At 41.2% G+C, this 19,558-nt stretch carries 22 protein-coding genes, 4 tRNA genes and 1 riboswitch; of the genes, 7 read left to right on the top strand and 19 right to left on the bottom strand.

Annotation, left to right across the window (positions count from 1 at the left end; all coding sequences use genetic code 11):
* Positions 1-5 precede the first annotated feature (5 nt).
* Together FTT94_RS04305 and rpoD are read right to left on the bottom strand one after the other, a co-directional pair.
* The gene (locus FTT94_RS04305) at positions 6-293 is read right to left on the bottom strand and encodes a YbeD family protein (protein WP_078191448.1); all 288 of its coding nucleotides are present in this window, start codon (positions 291-293) and stop codon (positions 6-8) included.
* A gap of 127 nt (positions 294-420) precedes the next feature.
* Positions 421-2,310 (bottom strand): RNA polymerase sigma factor RpoD, encoded by a 1,890-nt coding sequence (gene rpoD / locus FTT94_RS04300; RefSeq protein WP_078191374.1) that lies wholly within the window; start codon positions 2,308-2,310, stop codon positions 421-423.
* A gap of 399 nt (positions 2,311-2,709) precedes the next feature.
* Here rpoD and FTT94_RS04295 point away from each other — a divergent pair, with 399 nt between their 5' ends.
* Together FTT94_RS04295 and FTT94_RS04290 are read left to right on the top strand one after the other, a co-directional pair.
* Positions 2,710-2,919 carry a PA3496 family putative envelope integrity protein gene (locus tag FTT94_RS04295; protein WP_078191373.1) on the top strand — a complete coding sequence of 70 codons (210 nt, stop codon included), beginning with the start codon at positions 2,710-2,712 and terminating at the stop codon, positions 2,917-2,919.
* 67 nt (positions 2,920-2,986) lie between these two features.
* The gene (locus FTT94_RS04290) at positions 2,987-3,511 is read left to right on the top strand and encodes a YecA family protein (protein WP_078191372.1); all 525 of its coding nucleotides are present in this window, start codon (positions 2,987-2,989) and stop codon (positions 3,509-3,511) included.
* Between the two features lie 80 nt (positions 3,512-3,591).
* Here the strand turns inward: FTT94_RS04290 and FTT94_RS04285 are convergent, their stop codons facing one another.
* The 5 genes from FTT94_RS04285 to FTT94_RS04265 all read right to left on the bottom strand — a co-directional run bounded on the left by FTT94_RS04285 (position 3,592) and on the right by FTT94_RS04265 (position 6,964).
* Positions 3,592-4,008 carry an ABZJ_00895 family protein gene (locus FTT94_RS04285; RefSeq protein WP_078192190.1) on the bottom strand — a complete coding sequence of 139 codons (417 nt, stop codon included), beginning with the start codon at positions 4,006-4,008 and terminating at the stop codon, positions 3,592-3,594.
* 123 nt (positions 4,009-4,131) lie between these two features.
* Positions 4,132-4,542: an ABZJ_00895 family protein gene (locus FTT94_RS04280; protein ID WP_180021958.1), complete on the bottom strand. Its 411-nt coding sequence runs from the start codon at positions 4,540-4,542 to the stop codon at positions 4,132-4,134.
* Positions 4,543-4,562: 20 nt separating this feature from the next.
* A complete protein-coding gene (locus FTT94_RS04275) occupies positions 4,563-5,174 on the bottom strand; it encodes a DedA family protein (protein ID WP_111885305.1) in 612 nt (203 codons plus the stop codon).
* 366 nt (positions 5,175-5,540) lie between these two features.
* Positions 5,541-5,837 (bottom strand): hypothetical protein, encoded by a 297-nt coding sequence (locus tag FTT94_RS04270; RefSeq protein WP_180005055.1) that lies wholly within the window; start codon positions 5,835-5,837, stop codon positions 5,541-5,543.
* 194 nt (positions 5,838-6,031) lie between these two features.
* Positions 6,032-6,964: a rhodanese-related sulfurtransferase gene (locus FTT94_RS04265; protein WP_180135392.1), complete on the bottom strand. Its 933-nt coding sequence runs from the start codon at positions 6,962-6,964 to the stop codon at positions 6,032-6,034.
* A gap of 189 nt (positions 6,965-7,153) precedes the next feature.
* On the opposite strand from FTT94_RS04265, the gene FTT94_RS04260 reads away from it, so the two are divergent.
* Positions 7,154-7,642: a DUF1289 domain-containing protein gene (locus tag FTT94_RS04260; RefSeq protein WP_111885315.1), complete on the top strand. Its 489-nt coding sequence runs from the start codon at positions 7,154-7,156 to the stop codon at positions 7,640-7,642.
* A gap of 63 nt (positions 7,643-7,705) precedes the next feature.
* Entirely contained in the window at positions 7,706-8,317 is a 612-nt protein-coding gene (locus FTT94_RS04255) for a LysE family translocator (RefSeq protein ID WP_180106142.1), read from the top strand.
* Between the two features lie 86 nt (positions 8,318-8,403).
* On the opposite strand, the gene ribB is transcribed toward FTT94_RS04255, so the two are convergent.
* Positions 8,404-9,063: a 3,4-dihydroxy-2-butanone-4-phosphate synthase gene (ribB, locus tag FTT94_RS04250; protein WP_180106143.1), complete on the bottom strand. Its 660-nt coding sequence runs from the start codon at positions 9,061-9,063 to the stop codon at positions 8,404-8,406.
* A 103-nt stretch (positions 9,064-9,166) separates the two neighbouring features.
* Positions 9,167-9,320: riboswitch (FMN riboswitch) on the bottom strand.
* Positions 9,321-9,490: 170 nt separating this feature from the next.
* Here ribB and FTT94_RS04245 point away from each other — a divergent pair.
* Together FTT94_RS04245 and FTT94_RS04240 are read left to right on the top strand one after the other, a co-directional pair.
* A complete protein-coding gene (locus FTT94_RS04245; RefSeq protein WP_180170290.1) occupies positions 9,491-11,332 on the top strand; it encodes a DUF2157 domain-containing protein in 1,842 nt (613 codons plus the stop codon).
* Complete coding sequence (locus FTT94_RS04240) at positions 11,329-11,943, top strand: GDYXXLXY domain-containing protein (RefSeq protein ID WP_257231150.1); 615 nt, start codon at positions 11,329-11,331, stop codon at positions 11,941-11,943. Before FTT94_RS04245 ends, FTT94_RS04240 begins: the two co-directional genes overlap by 4 nt.
* A gap of 73 nt (positions 11,944-12,016) precedes the next feature.
* Here FTT94_RS04240 and panD read toward each other — a convergent pair whose 3' ends face one another.
* From panD to FTT94_RS04185, 11 genes are all read right to left on the bottom strand, one after another.
* On the bottom strand, positions 12,017-12,397 hold the full coding sequence (gene panD, locus FTT94_RS04235) for an aspartate 1-decarboxylase (RefSeq protein WP_078192181.1): 381 nt from the start codon (positions 12,395-12,397) through the stop codon (positions 12,017-12,019).
* 150 nt (positions 12,398-12,547) lie between these two features.
* Positions 12,548-13,123, bottom strand: a complete 576-nt coding sequence (gene pth, locus FTT94_RS04230) for an aminoacyl-tRNA hydrolase (protein ID WP_168378106.1) — start codon at positions 13,121-13,123, stop codon at positions 12,548-12,550.
* A 20-nt stretch (positions 13,124-13,143) separates the two neighbouring features.
* The gene (rplY, locus tag FTT94_RS04225) at positions 13,144-13,440 is read right to left on the bottom strand and encodes a 50S ribosomal protein L25 (protein WP_180005449.1); all 297 of its coding nucleotides are present in this window, start codon (positions 13,438-13,440) and stop codon (positions 13,144-13,146) included.
* Between the two features lie 98 nt (positions 13,441-13,538).
* Positions 13,539-14,492, bottom strand: a complete 954-nt coding sequence (locus tag FTT94_RS04220) for a ribose-phosphate pyrophosphokinase (protein WP_078191360.1) — start codon at positions 14,490-14,492, stop codon at positions 13,539-13,541.
* A gap of 37 nt (positions 14,493-14,529) precedes the next feature.
* A tRNA-Gln gene (locus FTT94_RS04215) sits at positions 14,530-14,604 on the bottom strand.
* 91 nt (positions 14,605-14,695) lie between these two features.
* Positions 14,696-14,770, bottom strand: a tRNA-Gln gene (locus FTT94_RS04210).
* Positions 14,771-14,798: 28 nt separating this feature from the next.
* Positions 14,799-14,873, bottom strand: a tRNA-Gln gene (locus tag FTT94_RS04205).
* Between the two features lie 38 nt (positions 14,874-14,911).
* A tRNA-Gln gene (locus FTT94_RS04200) sits at positions 14,912-14,986 on the bottom strand.
* Between the two features lie 3 nt (positions 14,987-14,989).
* Complete coding sequence (gene ispE / locus FTT94_RS04195) at positions 14,990-15,829, bottom strand: 4-(cytidine 5'-diphospho)-2-C-methyl-D-erythritol kinase (RefSeq protein WP_180165188.1); 840 nt, start codon at positions 15,827-15,829, stop codon at positions 14,990-14,992.
* 28 nt (positions 15,830-15,857) lie between these two features.
* A complete protein-coding gene (lolB, locus tag FTT94_RS04190) occupies positions 15,858-16,436 on the bottom strand; it encodes a lipoprotein insertase outer membrane protein LolB (RefSeq protein ID WP_180039553.1) in 579 nt (192 codons plus the stop codon).
* 9 nt (positions 16,437-16,445) lie between these two features.
* The gene (locus FTT94_RS04185) at positions 16,446-18,158 is read right to left on the bottom strand and encodes a hypothetical protein (protein WP_180021951.1); all 1,713 of its coding nucleotides are present in this window, start codon (positions 18,156-18,158) and stop codon (positions 16,446-16,448) included.
* A 78-nt stretch (positions 18,159-18,236) separates the two neighbouring features.
* On the opposite strand from FTT94_RS04185, the gene hemA reads away from it, so the two are divergent.
* Positions 18,237-19,520, top strand: coding sequence for a glutamyl-tRNA reductase (gene hemA / locus FTT94_RS04180; RefSeq protein WP_180021950.1), 1,284 nt, complete (start codon positions 18,237-18,239; stop codon positions 19,518-19,520).
* Positions 19,521-19,558 lie beyond the last annotated feature (38 nt).

Raw genomic sequence — 19,558 nt, 5'->3', positions numbered from 1 at the left:
CAGAATTACAGCGCAGTACGAATGTGTTTACAAGCTGCTAAATCCGCATAGACCGCATGTACTTGTTCTAACTCTTCGAAACGTAATTGAGCAGTAATTGAATGATATTTACCTGTGCGAGATGGCGTTACCGTCATTTTGCTGCCATCAAAATCAGGAAAATGTTTAACAAAAATTTCATTCACTGCAAGGCGAAGTTCTTCACCAGCATTACCAATCAATTTAATTGGGTAGTCCATAGGGAAGACCCAAAGATGCTCTTGCAATTCACGTGAAGGAGCGCGATTAGTCATATCAGTCATGGGACACCTCATTATTTAAAAATACCTGCAATGAGCAGGTATTTGGAATCATTTGCTACATGCTCATAATATGGGGTGGAAAACCCCATATTCAAGCCTGCATTGTCCTAGTTATAGGTTAGTCATTCTCAAGGAATGAACGCAAATGCTCTGAACGTGATGGATGGCGAAGTTTACGTAAAGCTTTCGCTTCAATCTGACGAATACGTTCACGTGTTACGTCAAACTGTTTACCCACTTCTTCCAGAGTATGGTCTGTTGGCATATCGATACCAAAACGCATTTTCAAGACTTTTGCTTCACGTTCAGTCAAGTTTTCAAGAACTTCACGTGTTGCTTCTTTTAAGCCTTCAGACGTTGCAGCATCAATCGGAGAGGTGATGTTGCCGTCTTCAATGAAGTCACCAAGATGCGAATCTTCATCATCACCAATTGGTGTTTCCATTGAAATTGGTTCTTTCGCGATTTTAAGCACTTTACGAACTTTCACTTCGTCCATTTCTAGACGTTCACCTAATTCTTCTGGTGTCGGTTCACGACCCATTTCTTGAAGAAGTTGGCGAGATACACGGTTGATCTTGTTAATGGTTTCGATCATGTGTACTGGAATACGAATAGTACGTGCTTGGTCGGCAATCGAACGTGTAATCGCCTGACGAATCCACCAAGTTGCATAAGTAGAGAACTTATAACCACGACGATATTCAAATTTATCCACCGCTTTCATCAAGCCGATGTTACCTTCTTGGATCAAGTCGAGGAATTGCAAACCACGGTTGGTGTACTTTTTCGCAATCGAAATTACCAAACGTAAGTTGGCTTCAACCATTTCCTTTTTCGCACGGCGAGCTTTTGCTTCACCAATCGACATACGTTTAGAAATGTCTTTGATGCCTTTAACATCTAAGCCAAGTTCTTTTTCGATGTCAGCGATTTTTTGTTGGAATGCCAGAACGTCAGGGCGGACTTTTTCAAGATAGCCTTTCATTTCTGCAGGTGCTTTAGCAATTTGTTCATCTAACCAAGCAAAGTTAGATTCTTGACCTGGGAAAGACGTACGGAATTGAGTACGGTCCATACGACCACGACGTACGGCATAACGCATGACTTCACGTTCAGAAGTACGGATTTGGTCATGGGTATTACGGATCAAATCAGAGATGATGTCGAATAAACGTGGTGTAAATTTGAACATCATGAACACAGTCGCAAGTGCTTCAAGTGCAGCAGCAGCTTCTTTACTGTTACGTCCATTTTTTTCAATAGCAGCTTTAGTCACTAACCATGCTTGTTCGAGCTCAGTAAAACGTGCTTTAGCAATTTCAGGATCTGGACCAGATTCGCCTTCAGAATCATCATCACCTTCAGACTCTTCGTCTTCATCGTCATCATCAAGTTTGACATCTTTGGTCGGCTTGTTGGTAGACGCTTCGTCTTCATCGATCTCAGAATCTTCTTCGTCGATCACTTCAGGGATGGCTTCGTCAGATTCAGGATCTAAATAACCAGAAAGAATATCAGCTAAACGGCGTTCACCCGCTTCATAATCTTTGTATTCTTGCAGTACAACTTCGACCGCATTTGGCCAATAAGCAATAGAGTGTAAAACGTCACGAATACCTTCTTCGATACGTTTTGCAATGCTAATTTCGCCTTCACGTGTCAAAAGTTCAACTGTACCCATTTCGCGCATGTACATACGCACAGGGTCAGTGGTACGACCGGGTTCATTTTCAACAGATGCAAGTACAGCAGCGGCTTCTTCTTCAGCAACTTCGTCAGTCGCTTCGCTGCCACCTTCAAACATTGTATCGTCAGATTCTGGTGCACGATCATGTACCGGAATACCCACGTCATTCAACATCTGAATGATGTCTTCAATCTGTTCACTTTCGGTGATTGAGTCCGGGAGATGATCGTTAACCTCGGCGAAAGTTAGGTAACCTTGCTCTTTGCCTCGGCTAATCAGAGCCGCTACTTGAGAAGTAGGGGAAGTCATATCGCTCATCTTTGCTTACTCTTCGTTGAATCTGTGGCAGTAAAAAACCGTGCATTTTAGCACGATCGTCTCATTAAATCTTGTGAATAGCTGGCTTATCCCATTAGGACGGTACAGCATCAAGCTGTCCAATGAGATATTAAAAATTTAAATTCAGTAATTTAGGTGGGGCTGAAATTGTTGTTTTCAAGTTCATCCCATGCATCGATTATTTTACGAGTCATCTTTGACTGTCATAAAAATGAAGGACGCAGGGTGGATTATATCATGCCACAGGTTTTGGTAAGAAAAAAAGCCCTATTTTTAAAGTTTAGTTGTTAAAAAAACAAATAAAACTTGACAATATTTTATATCCCATATAAATAGCGGCTAGACCCCTTCAATTTTTTTCATTATGAGGTAGTTTTGGTGTCTTCTACAGATTTTGAACTAGATGATAACTACGGTGATGATGATGTGAATTTCGATGAGGCCAGTGCAAAAACTAGCGCGAAAGAATCGTTAGAAAAGCGCCGACTTATTGATGACCTTCTGGCTCAGCGCCGTCTTGAACGTGAGCTTAAAGATTTTGATTACGACATCGACGATGACGATGATTTTGATGACGAAGAAGACTAAATAGCGATTTAGCATAGCGTTTGAAAATGCTATGCTTACACATTAAGTTTCTAACTCTGGATTTGAAATGAGTGCTTTAGATTTAGACCTTTTGAGTGACTATCTAGACGGCGATGACAACGAGCATGGTCTAGATTTTGCAGCGACTCATGGTTTTTTGTGTGCAATTGCAGTAGGCCCAGCTTTTGATAAATGGCTAGACGAACTTTTTGATAACAATCAGAAAAAAGTACCTGCTGAAATTATTGCACAAGTAAAAGCATGGCTCGAATCGATTCGTCAGAATCTTGCCAATGAAGATGGTATTGAATTTCCATTTGAAATTGAAGAAGCCGATGTTGAATCAAGTCTTGGTGACTGGAGTGTTGGCTTCGTTGATGCCATGTTCCTAAACGAAGATGCATGGTTCACCGACGAGTTTGAAGAACAATTGGTAGATTTAACTTTGCCAATCATGGTGTTCAGCGGCATTGATGAAGAAGATCCACAAATGGAATCTTTCCGTCGTAATGGTCAGTTGATGGATGAACTTGCAGAAGAAATCCCAACCAATTTGAACGAATTATATTTGATGTATCACACACCAAATTAATTTCGACGAAATTTAAAAAAAGCACCTTGGGGTGCTTTTTTTAGCGCTATACCTTTTCAATTCAAAGTTAGTCTAAAGGCTTAACTACGTTTGGCTTTTAAGAAGCTCTTTGCCATCCATCCAAAAGATAAAGCCAACATGAGATAATGGATGAATAAGGTAAAGCTGATAGCAAGCAGCCAGACCCAAGCGGGTAATTGCGTTAGCGCCATTTGAATAAAGGCTTGGGTTTCAGGGAATATTAAGAGACAAATGACTGTAGCAACGACACTGATGAGAACCGAAGCTAAAATACAGCTCCAAATCAAAGTTCGCTTTTCTAACTTATTTGGCACTCGCTGATGGTCTTTAACAAAGCTGGATGCCGCAGCAAAACCGCCCACGATGAGACAGGTAATGGATGAACCACCGGGTAAATCAAAGAAAGACTCTATGGCTGCGACAGCGACCATGGCGAGGGCATAAGCAATGCTAAATGTGATGATGTATTTTTTCATTATTTAATGTTCATGTTTTCGTTTTATAAAGAGCGAGTATAGCTTGCCCGAAGTTTCTTCACTCAATTTTAAGTTTCAGTGAAGGGTATTGATTCAAATTCTAACGGAATAAGTTAAAAAAATTTATAATTTTTTAGCGCAGTAGTCTGCATACCAACCGTAGGCAATATGAAATATCGTGCCATGAATGGCGACCATGCAGAGCATAATTACAGCAGTTAGCCCAATGCCTGCATTATCCACAGACTTCATAATGCTTTCGGCATTGGGATTCATCAGCACCAAGAACAGCACAAAAAAGCTACCAATGATGATTGCAACGGCACTGGAGCCCCAAACCAGTTGGATCTTTTCATGGTTGCTAGGCACACGTTGTTCTTTCTTTACAAAATGCCCAACGCTGATTAATGCACATGCCACCAATGTAGGAATTAATGTAATACCACCAAGATTTAATCCAAAAATTAATACGGTAATCAAAAGCACCAAGGCGATGCTATAAACAGCAGCAAAGTGTAGGAGATAGTGTTTCATTTAAGCCCCAAAACAAAAAATTAACGAGGTCGACGTTGATGTCGACGGTACAAAATCCAAGCAATAATGATGACTGTGATCAGAATAATCACATGGCCAACTTTACTAAATATTTGCTGCATTAACTGCTGATTTTCACCTAAATAAAAACCCATACAAGCTAAAAAAGTGGTCCAAATAATCGTACCTAAACCACTATAAAACATAAACTTCCAAAATGGCATGCGGCTCATTCCAGCAGGAATACTAATGAGAGAACGCACAGCTGGAATCATTCGTCCGAAAAATACAATGCGGTGACCGTATTGCTCAAACCATGCTAGAGATTTTTTTACATCTGCCGATTTGATAAATAAATACTTTCCATAGCGATCGACGAAGTGAAAGATGGATTCATGCTTAAATTTATAGCCAATCCAATATAGCAATGCAGCCGCCAGTAAAGAACCGACACAACCTGAAATAATGACACCAATGAGGAGTAGTTGACCTTGGGAGGCAGAATAGCCAGCCGAGGGCATAATGATTTCAGAGGGGATTGGGGGGAAGACATTGTCAAGAAACATGAGCAGGGCAATACCGAGATAACCCAATTGTTCCATGATTGAAATGATCCATTCAGTTAAAGTCATGGTAGCTAAGGCAGAGAAAAGGTGTATTTATCCTATGTTGAAAAGCGCAGTGGGTAAAGTTCCGTTTTAAATATTCCTGAAACCACCTAAGCAAAAACAACAAATGTTGAGTTCATCTTGTATTAAGTAGCACGTAGGCTTAATGAGAAGGAAAATGTATGAATGAGTGATGGTATTGAGCAATGCTGAGTAATAGTAAAACTGAATAATTGATAGGCATAGAGTACGGTTTTTATATTACTGAGTTTACGCTGTGCAGTTTGGATTTTATTTTTGATTTTGGCGCTTTAGCAGCCTTAAAAATCGTTTTATATACTGAACAGCGTAGGACAAAGTTGCAATAAGTAGCTTTGCAAGGTGCGCAAATTAATCATCATGTTCCATATTTAACAGTGTGTGAATATAGACTTGGCGTAAGCTCAGAGATAAAGCAAATGGAATCACACAAAGTCCAAGAATGTTGAGCATAGTGGGTTGTAAGTGCAATGTATAAGCAATAAATAAGGCAAAAATTGCACCAATGCATGTAGCAATACTGACTATCAAAATATGCGACTGTTGGTTAAGGAGGTGTTTTAATTCTCCTACACTTTCTTTTACACGGGGAGCGGGTAAAACAAGGTGCCTTGAGGTTGCAATTGGAGAGTTGATTAATTTTGGCATAATGCTTTCCTTTTCAATTATCTATAATGATTTTCTCAGATCAATTGATCAGAATAAGCATAAATGCGCGAACTGATTCTCGTAAATAACCAGATATAGTTATTTTGTCAAAAAAATTAAGTCACTGTTGAGAATGCGTAAAAAAAGCCCTAAAAATAGGGCTTTTATTTATATATCGTTACAACAAATTTTCCTTAGAGACGCTTACGTTTTGCTGCCACAATTTGTGATTGACGCATACGGAAGCCTGCTTTTTGCTGTTCAGTGGTTTTGTCGATACAGTATTTGCATGATACGCCGTGTTCGTAGCTCGGAAGTTCAACTTCAGCAGGAGCCAGTGGCCAACCGCATGCGTGACATTTGATATTTTCGCCTTCTTCCATACCGTGAGTGACAGCAGTACGACCGTCAAATACGAAACATTCACCTTCCCACATGCTTTCTTCAACAGGGGTTTCTTCTAAATATTTTAAGATACCGCCTTTAAGGTGATAAACCTCATTAAAGCCTTCTTGAAGTAAAAGTGAGGTTGATTTTTCACAGCGAATACCGCCTGTACAGAACATGGCAATTTTCTTATCTTTATGCTGCTCAAGCTCTTTTTTCACGTATTCAGGGAATTCACGGAAAGTCTCAGTTTTCGGGTCAATCGCACCCTTAAATGTACCTGCTTTGTACTCATAGTCGTTACGTGTATCAATTAGGATTACGTCATCACGTGTAATTAGTTCATTCCATTCTTTAGGATCAAGATAGTGACCGACTAAATCACGTGGTTTCACTTCCACACCTAAAGTCACGATTTCTTTTTTCAGTTTGATCTTCATTTTACGGAATGGTTTATCCGCACTATGCGATTCTTTGTATTCCATCGCATTGAATCCTTCGTTGAGAAGGAACTGATGGATGATATCTACAGATTTACGGTCACCAGCAACTGTACCGTTAATACCTTCACCTGCCACAATTAGAGTACCGCAAAGGTTGATGGTTTTTACCAAGTCTAAAAGACGTTGTTGAAGATCAGCAGGATCTTGAACTTCTTTGAATTGATAAAGTGCGGCAACAACCCAACCAGAGGTCGCTTGCTGTTCTACAGGTGCAAGCTGTTCTACAGTAGCGTTCATGGAGTACTCCAAATGAATAAAACAGGATAAAAATTAAGGCGCACATTCTACCGCGATTTGGATGAATAAGCGAGTAATGCGGTGGCTTTTAGCCACACATTTCATCATGGCTTCATTTCAGCAGTTTTAGCGTGTATAGTCATGCCGAGTTGTTTCTATCCCATAAATATTGATTGAATGGAGCCGGTTTTGAGTACTGATCGTCGAATTGCCTCGTTGACCCCATGTGCAGGGCGTTGTTCTACGGTATTTGGTGATTCAGTCTGCCGTGGTTGCCGCCGCTTTAACCATGAAGTCATAAAATGGAATACCTATACAGCCGAGCAACACACGGCCATTTGGTGTCGTTTAGATGCGCAGTTAGATCAAATTTTAATACCGATGTTGCCGCAAGCAGATATCGTTCATGTCGAAGGCTTTGTTTTGTCTAAGCGAGTTCGCTTACGTCCAGATGCAAGTAAAGGCCGTAAACTGTATCACGCACTCAAGCTCTGCGAAAAAAACCGTCATTTCACAGATGAAAGTGGACTCGGGATACATTACAAACAGGTGCGACCGTTGTGGGATGAATTTGAGCGTCGTGTTTTAGCACTCGCCACAGCCAGCTATGATTTGGCATTTTTAAGAGCAGATGCCATTCGCTTGCATTTATTGCAAAACATGGATGAAGAGGACTAAGTCCTCTTTTTTTATTTATGAAATTTATCGTGATGTAAAAAAAATAAGTGAAGGAATCTCAGCGTGAATTATTCGGAGTACTTTTTATATTGTGTGGCCGTCATCGTAATGATTGCAACACCTGGACCTGTCATGCTGTTGGTCGCGAGTGCAGGTTTACAAGGCGGATATAAAAAGGCATTTCAAACCATTGTCGGGACAAATTTTGCGTCACTGATTTTGATTGTGCTGTCAGTGTGTATTTTAAAAGGCATTTTAAATGTGAATGCGCACTGGCTCGATGGCATTAAAATACTGGGTTGTATATATATTGCTTATATTGGGTTTGATATTTTAAAAGAAGTGATGACACAGCCCACTGAGCAATCTCTGCAGTTAAAAGCAGCTCAAGGGGGCTTTAAGCAAGGACTGATCGTGGGGATTTCAAATCCTAAGGATATTATTTTCTTTGCTTCATTTTTTCCGCAGTTTGTAGGAATTACTCCTCATCTTGATCTGAGTTTAATTGTGTTGACCCTCAGTTGGATCGTTTTAGATTTTGCGACCTTGTCTTTGGTGTATTTATCTTTTCATCGATTGTCGAAATCACGTTGGTATAAAAAATTGTTGGCCCTGTGTGGGTTGATTTTAGTGGTGGTTGCCATCTATGGCATCTATAGCACATTCACGGCTTAATTCTTAACTTGAAATGTGCAGTAAAAAATAAAAAGGCTGATTCAATCAGCCTTTTTATGAACGTGTAGAGCTTTAATTTATTCGAACTAGAGATTGTGCTGTAAGCGATATTGCACAATTTCGTCAATGGTGAGTACAGTCAAATGATGGGTTTGTGCATACGCTAAAACTTGTACGCCATTCGCCATCGTACCGTCTGGGTTGGTTAATTCACACAAAACACCTGCAGGTTTTAAACCGGCTAGACGGGCCAAATCAATAGTCCCTTCAGTATGTCCACGACGGGTCAATACGCCGCCTTCACGCGCACGTAAAGGAAAAACATGACCCGGACGGTTTAAGTCAGCAGCAACAGCACCATCTTTAATTGCGGCTTTGACTGTAGTTGTTCGGTCTTTTGCAGAAACTCCAGTAGTAACACCTTCCGCCGCTTCAATGGTGACGGTAAAGGCAGTTTTAAAATGGCTAGAGTTATCAGACACCATGGGTGGAAGTTCTAAATGATTAGCCTGAGCATCGGTTAAACACAGGCAGACAATCCCTGAACCGTCACGAATCATACGTGCCATGGTTTCTACAGTGAGTGTTTCTGCAGCAACAATCAGGTCGGCTTCATTTTCACGGTCAAAATCGTCCATGACTAAAACAGGCTTGCCATGACGAATGTCTTCTAAGGCTTGCAGCATGCGCTGTTCTGCAGGTGGAAGGGCAGAAAAGAAAATTTCGGGTTGAATTAAACTAGACATTGAAACGCTCGCGTAAATTTTAGATACGGTTGAACATTTCAGGACATGTGAAATAGTGGCGTTACGATATATATTGAAAATGATCAATGATATAGAGATGTGACGTCGTCTTCTTTCATCCGGACTATACCGTCGGCTCAGGCATTGCACCTGATCTGCGAATCGCGTTTAAACGATTGGCTCGTGGGCTTTTTGCAGGGCGTTCAACCCAGCAAATTTACCACCGGTGGGGAGTTTCACCCCGCCCTGAAGCGATGTGTCTTGAGTATAGACCTGTTTGTGTGGTGATGGGGAATTATTGCGTAGAATCATTTGCAAAATTTTAGATAAGTAAAGTTATAAGATTGGATTTGTAAGCATTTTTATAAAGTGTGCCAAAGCATGCTATCGTGCCGATAAATCAACCATGATTGCATAATGATAAAAAATGACGCTTCCTCAGCATTCTCAGCAGCAGAATATAAAGCTGCATCGTTCACAGTTAGATCAAGAGTTTTCAACAGATCTGTTCCAAGATGTACAGGTCATTCGGTATCTGCAAGTGATCGGTGTTGCACTGATAGCAGCCAGTTTCGTGTATTTGATCGCGGCAAACTGGCTGATGTTACCCAAATTTATTCAATTGGCAATTCCAATGTTGCTGTTGGTACTGAGTGCTGTGACGAGTGTATATTTTGTAAGGCATGCTTGGATTCAGCAAAGCTTAGATGCTTTAAGTGCTTTGTTGCTCGGATTAAGTTTAGCTGTGATTGGGCAGGTCTATCAAACAGGAGCAGACAGTTATCTGTTATTTTTGGTCTGGGCTTTGCTGCTTTTACCTTGGTTATCTCGACCGAATATTGGAGTCTTTGCGTTACTGTGTTTGATCAGTCAATTGGCATTATTTTTATATTTTAAACAAAGCTATTTAATCGTTGATCATTCATGGTGGTATTTACTCTGCATGAATGTATTGACCGCAATATGTGTGACCTTGTGTTTGAAATATTATGCTGCACTGCGCTTTGTATTTGTTGCATTTATTACACTAATGTCGATGTATTGCATGTTTTTATACTGCGGAAATGGGGCAGAGCAGTATCAATGGCAATATTTAATTTTTGCATTGTTGCTTCCAATTTATCTGATTATCTATTTTTATCGACAACATCGTGCATTAGAAACCAGTTTACAAGCTGCAGGTCTCGCCGCGAGTTTCAGTATTTTGATTTTCCAATGGGCAGAACATATTTTATCTGACTCGAGTGCAGGATTGTTGGTTTTTGCCTTGCTGATATTTGCTTGGTTTGCGGTGATCAGTTGGGCACTGATGAAATTTCTGCCACAGACTAAATTTGCAGTTATTCCTTTAGCGATTGGGGCATGGTTCGCAGGCATTATTTTATCGAGCTTATTGCTGACCTATTGGAAGGCGTTTTCAATCGTCATGGGCTTAGTTTTTGTGGCTGTGGCTTGGTGGTTGATTCGACGAGCTAAAAGTATCTTTAGTCGCCAATTTGCTTACTGCTTATGGGTATGTGGCCAATCTGCGGTCTTCATACATACAGATAGCTTAACCAATAGCATTTCGTTTATTTTAGTATTACAAATTGGCGTTATCTTGCTCTGTTTGTTTAGTCGAATGCATTGGTTTATTGTTTTTATTCAACTCATTGCAGGATATGGCCTTGCAGTGGCCACACTATTTGATGCCGATCTTTTTATGAGCGATGAACATGTCATCTTAGCTGTGATTGGATTGAATTATATTCTACTGATTTTCTTGCTCGGGAGTGCAACAGCTTGGTTGCACTCGATGTATCGAAAAAGTGTTGTGTTGTGGATGTTATGCATCGTATTGGCGGGTGTGGTGTTGCAGACCTTGTCAAATAACGTTCTACATTTTGAACAGACCCAACATGGTGTTCTTGACCTGTTTATCGTTTATCTACTGCCTGTGGTTTGGCTTGGCCTTTACATCGCAAATCAGCAAAAACAGACGGGGCGCGAAAAATGGCTGTTACTGCTATTGGGCCTTGTGCTGATTGCGATGGGCTATTTTGAAATTTTCTTGTTATTGGTTTTATTGGCATGGGCGCAGGTCTATCAGCAATCTTTGGTTAAAGCCCTTTGCATCGTGTTGATCATTTTTAGCTTATGGATGCTGTATTACAATTTAGGGTTGAGCTTTTTACTGAAAAGTTTAACGATTTTGATCTCTGGTCTTTTGCTGCTTGGCATCACCAAAATGTTAACTGCGATACAGCATAAACAAGGGGAAGGAGCATGATGAACATACTCAATAAAAAAATGCTTCCTATTGGTTTGGCTGTACTCAGTATTCTTTTATTTGTACTGATGATTGCACGGCATGAATGGCATCTGGCAAACAGTCAGAGTATTTATGTAAAGCTGCAACCGGTCGATCCTCGCTCTTTGATTCAAGGAGATTATATGGCCTTGAATTATCAGCTCTATTTTGGTGGTCAGCCTTCTGAAGAGCAATCTGCTAATGGGCAGGCTGCCAAAGCGAACAAAGAAGAAAATGTACACCGTGACTATTTTGTAGATCAAAAAAGTATTGTGAGTTATGTGCAGCTTGATGCACAGCGTAGAGTGATTCGAACCAGTTTCAACCCAGAGTTGTTAGCGCAGTATCCAAGCTCATCTACAAAACTGGTGCTCAAAAATCCTGACAATAGATTTGAGGGTTTATATCCCGCTGCGAGCAGCTTTTTATTTGCTGAAGGCTTGGAACCGTGCTATCGCGATGCGCAATATGCAGAGCTAAAGGTGCAAGAAAATGGTCAGCCCTTATTGGTGGGTCTAGTGGGTGAAAACCTGCAGTCACTTCTGTGTGAGCAGAAGAAAGTTTGGTGGAAGGGGCCACGAAGTGAATAAAAGCGGATTATGTGATTGATCGCATAAAAAAGCCCGCAAATTTGCGGGCATTTAGAATCTTTGAATGCTTGAATTAAGCAACTTGAACTGGAATACAGTTCGCTGTGTGGTTCACTGTGTTATTTGGGTTCGCATAGACTAAGCGTGGCTTATGTGCATTTGCTTCGGCTTCTGTGAAATCGCCAAAAGTTGCGATAATCATCAAGTCGCCAATATCTGCTTGGTGAGCAGCACCGCCATTTACAGAGATAATGCCAGAACCTTCTTCACCACGAATGGCATAAGTGGTAAAACGCTTACCATTAGTCACGTTCCACATATGAATTTCTTCATATTCACGGATACCGGCTAAATCTAGAAGAATACCGTCAATTGCACAAGAACCTTCATAATGTAATTCTGCTTGTGTAACGACGCAACGGTGGATTTTAGCTTTTAATAAACGAGATAGCATGGCTAGCGTCTCCTTGGTAGACCTAAGATCGTATCTTATGGTGGAACAATCTCTTGAATGCTGGGTGAGCAGTCAAATGCAAGCGCATTTTGCTCTGAAATCATTCAGATGGCAATAAGTATTGTTCAACAATTTGTGGAATTGTCAGTTCTATTTGTAAGCGTTGATCTGGTTCATGGCTTGCTGAATCTCACCACTTACCAACAATTTAGTACGTGATAAGGCATGTGCAATAGCATCATCCATTAAGCCTTGTTCACTACTTGGTGCTTTACCTAAGACATGGCCTGAGACACGTTCTTTAGAACCAGGATGACCAATACCAATACGTAAACGATGGAAATTTGGACCAATATGCGGGACGATATCGCGTAAACCATTATGACCACCATGACCACCGCCAGTTTTCAGGCGAATGACACCAGGGTTCATATCAAGTTCATCGTGTGCGATAAGCATTGCTTCGGGAGCAATTTGATAGAATTTGGCGAAGGGAACAACACTTTGACCAGAGAGGTTCATAAAGGTTGTAGGTAACAGTAGACGAACGTCTTGACCTTCGATATTACCACGACCACTGATGCCTTTATATTTAGGATCAGCTTTGAGTTGGATGCCATATTGTTCTGCAAGGCGTTCTACAAACCAGAAGCCTGCATTATGGCGGGTTTGGGCATACTCAGAACCTGGGTTACCCAAACCAACAATCAGTGAAAGTTTACTCACTCATTTACACCATTTAACACTTATGCGCGTTTGAAGTCAGCGTGCATAGGAGTGTTTTTAGCTGGGTGACGTTGTAAAGCTTGGATTTTAACGCTTTCAGCTTTACCGTCGATGTTGATTTCAACAATTTCTTCAAAGAAAGCGTTGTTTTCTAAAGCTTTAACAAGTTCGCGAAGTTCTAAAGTAACTGCTACAGGTTCAGCTGCACCACCGTAGATGATTGCTGGTACTTTATTTTGAAGACGAAGGCGGCGGCTCGAACCTTTCCCTTGTACTGCTTCTTCACGTGCTACTGCATTTAATACGAAGTTTGCCATGATAGACATTCCTATTTAAGTTTAATTGACTAGACCTTCGACCAGTCTAGTGATAGAAAGCCCCACCAAAAGGCAGGGCTTTTAAATTTAGCGCTATATTATAGATAAGAATCGAACATTGCGCTAATAGATTCTTCGTTGTTAATACGACGAATTGTTTCAGCAACCATACTTGCAACTGAAACTTGGCGAATCTTACCAAGAGCTTGAGCTTCTTCTGAAAGCGGAATGGTGTCTGTTACAACCAATTCGTCAATCACAGAGTTTTTCAAGTTTTCTAAAGCTTTACCAGAAAGTACTGGGTGAGTTGCGTAAGCAACAACTTTGCGAGCACCAAAAGTTTTTAGTGCGTCAGCAGCTTTACACAATGTACCTGCTGTATCCACCATATCATCAACGATGACACAGTCACGGCCTTTAACGTCACCGATCAAGTGCATTACTTGAGATTCATTCGCTTTTTGACGGCGTTTGTCGATGATCGCAAGATCGATATCACCCATTTGCTTAGCAACAGCACGCGCACGTACTACACCACCAACGTCAGGAGAAACAACCATTAAGTTGTCGTGTGACTGTTGACGAAGATCTGCTAAAAGCGCAGGAGTACCGTAGATGTTGTCTACAGGAATATCGAAGAAACCTTGGATTTGGTCAGCATGAAGGTCGATCATGACAACGCGGTCAATACCAACAGTTGTGAGCATATCTGCAACAACTTTTGCTGTAATTGGCACGCGGCTTGAACGTGGACGACGGTCTTGACGAGCATAACCAAAATAAGGAATGACAGCAGTGATACGACCAGCACTTGCTCGACGCAAAGCATCAGCCATAACTAAGATTTCCATAAGGTTATCGTTAGTTGGAGCACAAGTTGGTTGTACGATGAATACGTCTTTACCACGAACATTTTCAGTAATTTCGACAGCGATTTCACCGTCAGAAAATTGACCTACAGATGCAGCACCTAGAGGGATGTGAAGGTGGCTAACGACTTTTTGGGCGAATTGTGGATGTGCAGATCCACTAAAAACGACAAGATTGGGCATGAAGCACCCTTGGCGGTTGGCAAATTGGAGAATTAGATGGCAGGGGCGGCTGGATTCGAACCAACGGATGCCGAGATCAAAACCCGGTGCCTTACCACTTGGCGACGCCCCTAATGCGGCAGAACTTTAATATTTTTACGGTATTTTGTCAAGTTGAAACAACAAAGATACTGCAAATTATGCTCTGTCTTTTTTGAAGTAAATGGCAGGGGCGGCTGGATTCGAACCAACGGATGCCGAGATCAAAACCCGGTGCCTTACCACTTGGCGACGCCCCTAAATTGATGAAATAGCGAATAAAGTAAATGGCAGGGGCGGCTGGATTCGAACCAACGGATGCCGAGATCAAAACCCGGTGCCTTACCACTTGGCGACGCCCCTAATACTTTACAGCAATTACATCTACAGGTGAAAAATGATGGCAGGGGCGGCTGGATTCGAACCAACGGATGCCGAGATCAAAACCCGGTGCCTTACCACTTGGCGACGCCCCTATATCAAACTTCAAAATGACGTAATGGTGATTCTTGCAAACTGCGAACCAAGTAAGATTTACATGGTGCATTTTTCAATATGTCATCAATATTCATATTTTCAGTCACTTCAGTAAATACACAAGCACCTGTACCTGTAAGCTTTGCTATACCGAACTGATCTAAGTACCGCATTGCTTCATCGACTTCGGGATATAAGCTTCGTGCCACAGGCTCAAAGTTATTTCCAAAATCAGATGGCGTTTCCTGATAGCCGCAAAATTTAGTGGGCTTTGAGTCTCTTGTCAACGTTTTTTGTGAAAAAAGCAGTTGAGTGCTGATAAAACAGTCAGGTTTTAACACAATGTACTGTTTTTGAGCTAAATCTATGAATGTTAAGTGTTCACCGATGCCTTCTGCCCATGCATTTAGACCATGTACAAACACGGGAACATCTGCCCCAAGTTGTAAGCCGAGTTCTGCAAGTTGTTCGGTATTTAGACCACATTTCCATAGTTGATTGAGCACGATTAGGGTGGTGGCTGCATTGGATGAACCACCACCGAGCCCTGCACCCATCGGAATATTTTTTTCAATGTGGATTTTTTGTGCAGTCAGTGCTTTAGCAAACGGTTTGAGTATTTGAGCAGCACGATAAATTAAATTTTGCTCTAGATTGACGCTGTTTAAGCCCTCAATTTGAATAAAATATTCATCAGCAGAATTTGCAAGTGGGTGAAATTCCATCCAATCAGATAAATCGATGAGCTGAAAAATCGTCTGTAATTCGTGATATCCATTTGGACGTCGGCCAGTAATGTGCAAAAACAAATTGAGTTTTGCAGGAGAAGGTACACGAATCATGGAAGTCATAGTTCAGCTTTTAGGCAAATTAACGATTTTGAATCACCATTGTAATACGGTTTTCCTGACCGGATTCAAGTGCTTGTTTTAAAATTAACTTGTTCGGTACGGTTGCAGTCTCGTTATAGCTCAGGTCAACCGTCCAACCATCTTCAATAATCTGTTGAGGGCGCTGAGCTGTATCGCGTTGAATTATTGCTTGTGTGGTTGCAGGGCGCGCCTGTACCCAGTCGACGAGGTGGGTAATGGGAGCTTGCCAACCGGTAGCACGTTCGAGTAATTCCTCTGGTGTTTCTGCTTCAATTAAACCGGTTTTTGCACTGTTTAACTGAACTTGACCAGGTTTACCGCTGATTTGAGTTTTTCCAACACCTAAAATACCACTCAGTTCGATATCATATTCATTACGGTCTTGAACCCAAGTAAAAAAAGCACTTCCTGACTGTTGTGGCGTGCGCACACCAATCTTACCTTGTAAGTTGAATTGATTTGCAGCAACTTCTTCAGGGCTCGGTTGAGCGGGTGTTTTAACGTATTGCTGACAACCGGTAAAAAATAAAGCGCAGCAGGTCAGGGCAGATACCCCAAATTTTGAAGATACTTGCATAAAGTCTTTCTAACTCTTTTTCATGGGTTGGGGTAACAATAACGAATGTAGTTGCTCTAATTGCGGATCATTCGGATGTTTTTGTTGGAGTTGTTGTAACAACGCGTCAAATTTATTCATATCACCTTGCATGAAGACTGATCGTGCGTAGCGAATGCCAATTTTTAAACTATTACTCAGTTCATACGCTTTGGCCAAAACAGATGCAGATGTACTAAAATCATTTTGCAAATAACAAATATAACCGAACGTATCTAAAATTGAGGCCTGCTCAGGAGCATATTCTAAGGCATGTTCGACGTATTTTCGGGCTTCATCTAAGCGTCTATTTTGTACCGCCAAGGTATAGGCATATGCATTTAAATAGGTCGGGCTATTGGGTTCAATTTCAAGTAATTGTTTTAGTAATTGGTCGAGTCTATCTTTATCTTGATGGGCGTCGAGCAGTAGAACTTCGGCATAAATGAGTTCTGGATCTTCAGGTAAGTTTCTTACCGCTTCATCAAGCAAACGGACTGCTGCTTTTTTATTGTTCATGCGTTTTAAAATATCTGCCTGAGCAAGATATAAGAAACTGGCATGTTGAGGATAATTAACCCGCTCTTGAGTTAAAAAGCGCAGTGCATCATGCAGCTTATTTTGCTGGCTAAAAATGCTGATCATATTGCGCCGTGAAACTGTATAAAGACTGCCATCAACAAGGCGATAATAGGCTTTTGCCGTTTCATAATGCTGTTTGCGTTCAGCATTTACTGCGAGATAGTAATACGCTTCATTTTGGTATTTGCTCGAATAACGTAACTCCACCAAATACTTTTCGGCTTTTTCATAAAGCTCTAAGTCAATACTGGTCAAACCTGCCATAAATAGCGGTTCTTCAGCAGATGGCCATTTCTTTAGTATATCTTCGAGTTTTTCTAGACCTAATTCTGACTGATTGATTTTAATTAAATATTTTGCTTCTGCTAAGCGAACTTCCATATTGTTGCGGTGTTTACGGCTGGATTTTTCGAACCATTTTAAGGTTTCTTCTTCATCACCTAACGACATAAGTAAATTGGCTTTCATTAAGATATAACCAGTCACTTTCGGGCGTTTTTTCAGTGCTAAATTAATGGTGTCTAAGGCATCAGCAAAGGCACCATTTTGAGCTTGTAAACCTGCGACTAAGACCAAAATAGAGGGATTGGTTTTTTCTTTGCTGGCGGTCAGTGCTTGGATCAGATAAGCACGATCTTCCTCTGACTCAGGGGAAATACCCGCCAAAATTTGTTCTAAATCTGCATTCGGGTCAATGATTAAAATTTTATCAAGTGTTTCTGCGGCAAGCTCATATTCATGGGCTTTCAGGGCAATATGTGATAAATAAAATAATGCCGGGACATCTTCAGGTTCTTGGACGACCCAATGTGTGGCAATGTCTAAGGCTGCTTGTAAATCATTTTGCTCAATAGCAACGTTTAAAGCACGTTGTTTGACCATGGTGGATTTACTTTTGATTGCAAGCACGGTGTAGTTATGAAGCGCGGTTGGAATGTCGTTATAGGCTAAGGCAAATTCCGCAATCATACTTTGTTTAATTGCATCATATCCTGAATTTGCATGGTAAACTTCTCCCACGGCCCGAATTGGGGCAGTAGAAGCCATGCTACCGACAAGTAAGAATGTGGTAGAATACTGCTTTATTGTCTGGCCGTTCAGTCGGCTATTTGTTAGACGCAATTTTTCTTGATCCAAGTAATGCTTTTTATGACACCGATGTTGCACAATAGCATAAATTTAGCGAAATGATGATCTGATATGTCTTTCTTTGCATTGGGTGTCAACCATCAAACCGCTTCTGTAGAGCTGCGTGAACAGATTGCATTTAACCCTGAAAAGTTAACTGCACTGCTTGAACAGCAAAGCCATACGCCTGAACTCAATGACATGGTGGTGGTGTCTACATGTAATCGTACCGAAGTCTATGCGATGTCTGAAAATGCAGACGTGGTATTGAATTGGCTCGCCCAATCAAATGGTATCGATGTAAAGCAATTGTCAAATCATGTGTATCGTTATGAAAATGCACAAGCGGTGACACACCTCATGCGTGTGGCTAGCGGCTTGGATTCGCTCATGCTTGGTGAGCCTCAAATTTTAGGTCAAGTCAAAACGGCTTTGTCCTTAGCCAAAGATGCCGAAACCGTTTCCCCAAATTTAAACCGTATTTTTGAATATGCCTTTTATGCGGCAAAACGTGTGCGTTCTGAAACAGCCGTTGGAAGTCATGCGGTGTCGATGGGCTATGCTGTTGCTCAGCTCGCTTTACAGGTCTTTAGTCAGCCTGAAAAATTGACGGTGATGATTGTTGCTGCTGGTGAAATGAATAGCTTGGTTGCAAAGCATTTGGCCGAAATGGGTGTGGGCAGAATTATTATCTGTAACCGTACACGTGCCCGTGCCGAAGCTTTATCGCAAGAGATTGCTCATCGTGTAGAAGTTGAAATTATTGATTTTGCAGATTTGGCAGACAATTTACATCGTGCAGATGTAATTTCAAGTTGTACCGGAAGCTTGCATCAAGTGATTTATTTTGCGGATGTCAAAGCAGCACTGAAAAAACGTCGTTATAAACAAATGCTATTGGTTGATTTGGCTGTACCACGAGATATTGAAGCCAAAGTTGAAAGTCTAGATGGCGTTTATTTATATGGTGTAGATGATCTGCAAACAGTCATAGAAGAAAACTTGGCTCAGCGTCGTCAGGCGGCAGTTGAAGCCGAAGTGATGGTCAATCAGCTTGCGACAGATTTAATCACACAGCAAAAAGTGAATTTGGCTGGCTCGACAATTCATGCATACCGTGAACATGGGGAGTCATTACGTCAAGAAGAGCTGGCTTTAGCCCTGAATCGTCTACAAAAGGGTGAAGATGCTGCGAAGATTATGCAAGAAATGTCACATCGTTTAACCCAAAAGTTGCTGCATCCAACTTCTATCGTGCTGCGCAATGCTGCGATGGCGGAAGATCCTGCTTATTTTGAAATGTTAGAACAAGATTTAGTTAATGTTGCTGAAAATCGCCGTAAACCAAAGAAATAAATAAGCTGATTCATTGAATAGTATGTTGTTCACAGCTT

The sequence above is a fragment of the Acinetobacter sp. YH12027 genome, from assembly GCF_013420085.1.
Classification (GTDB): Bacteria; Pseudomonadota; Gammaproteobacteria; order Pseudomonadales; family Moraxellaceae; genus Acinetobacter; species Acinetobacter amyesii.
This window is presented reverse-complemented; position numbering and strand designations above follow the sequence as displayed.

What these genes read in the sequence shown, in the direction of transcription:
- FTT94_RS04305 (WP_078191448.1), bottom strand. Translation starts at nt 293, where the DNA reads ATGACTAATCGCGCTCCTTCACGTGAATTGCAAGAGCATCTTTGGGTC.
- rpoD (WP_078191374.1), bottom strand. Translation starts at nt 2,310, where the DNA reads ATGAGCGATATGACTTCCCCTACTTCTCAAGTAGCGGCTCTGATTAGC.
- FTT94_RS04290 (WP_078191372.1), top strand. Translation starts at nt 2,987, where the DNA reads ATGAGTGCTTTAGATTTAGACCTTTTGAGTGACTATCTAGACGGCGAT.
- FTT94_RS04285 (WP_078192190.1), bottom strand. Translation starts at nt 4,008, where the DNA reads ATGAAAAAATACATCATCACATTTAGCATTGCTTATGCCCTCGCCATG.
- FTT94_RS04280 (WP_180021958.1), bottom strand. Translation starts at nt 4,542, where the DNA reads ATGAAACACTATCTCCTACACTTTGCTGCTGTTTATAGCATCGCCTTG.
- FTT94_RS04275 (WP_111885305.1), bottom strand. Translation starts at nt 5,174, where the DNA reads ATGACTTTAACTGAATGGATCATTTCAATCATGGAACAATTGGGTTAT.
- FTT94_RS04270 (WP_180005055.1), bottom strand. Translation starts at nt 5,837, where the DNA reads ATGCCAAAATTAATCAACTCTCCAATTGCAACCTCAAGGCACCTTGTT.
- FTT94_RS04265 (WP_180135392.1), bottom strand. Translation starts at nt 6,964, where the DNA reads ATGAACGCTACTGTAGAACAGCTTGCACCTGTAGAACAGCAAGCGACC.
- ribB (WP_180106143.1), bottom strand. Translation starts at nt 9,063, where the DNA reads ATGTCTAGTTTAATTCAACCCGAAATTTTCTTTTCTGCCCTTCCACCT.
- FTT94_RS04245 (WP_180170290.1), top strand. Translation starts at nt 9,491, where the DNA reads ATGACGCTTCCTCAGCATTCTCAGCAGCAGAATATAAAGCTGCATCGT.
- FTT94_RS04240 (WP_257231150.1), top strand. Translation starts at nt 11,329, where the DNA reads ATGATGAACATACTCAATAAAAAAATGCTTCCTATTGGTTTGGCTGTA.
- panD (WP_078192181.1), bottom strand. Translation starts at nt 12,397, where the DNA reads ATGCTATCTCGTTTATTAAAAGCTAAAATCCACCGTTGCGTCGTTACA.
- rplY (WP_180005449.1), bottom strand. Translation starts at nt 13,440, where the DNA reads ATGGCAAACTTCGTATTAAATGCAGTAGCACGTGAAGAAGCAGTACAA.
- FTT94_RS04220 (WP_078191360.1), bottom strand. Translation starts at nt 14,492, where the DNA reads ATGCCCAATCTTGTCGTTTTTAGTGGATCTGCACATCCACAATTCGCC.
- ispE (WP_180165188.1), bottom strand. Translation starts at nt 15,829, where the DNA reads ATGATTCGTGTACCTTCTCCTGCAAAACTCAATTTGTTTTTGCACATT.
- lolB (WP_180039553.1), bottom strand. Translation starts at nt 16,436, where the DNA reads ATGCAAGTATCTTCAAAATTTGGGGTATCTGCCCTGACCTGCTGCGCT.
- hemA (WP_180021950.1), top strand. Translation starts at nt 18,237, where the DNA reads ATGTCTTTCTTTGCATTGGGTGTCAACCATCAAACCGCTTCTGTAGAG.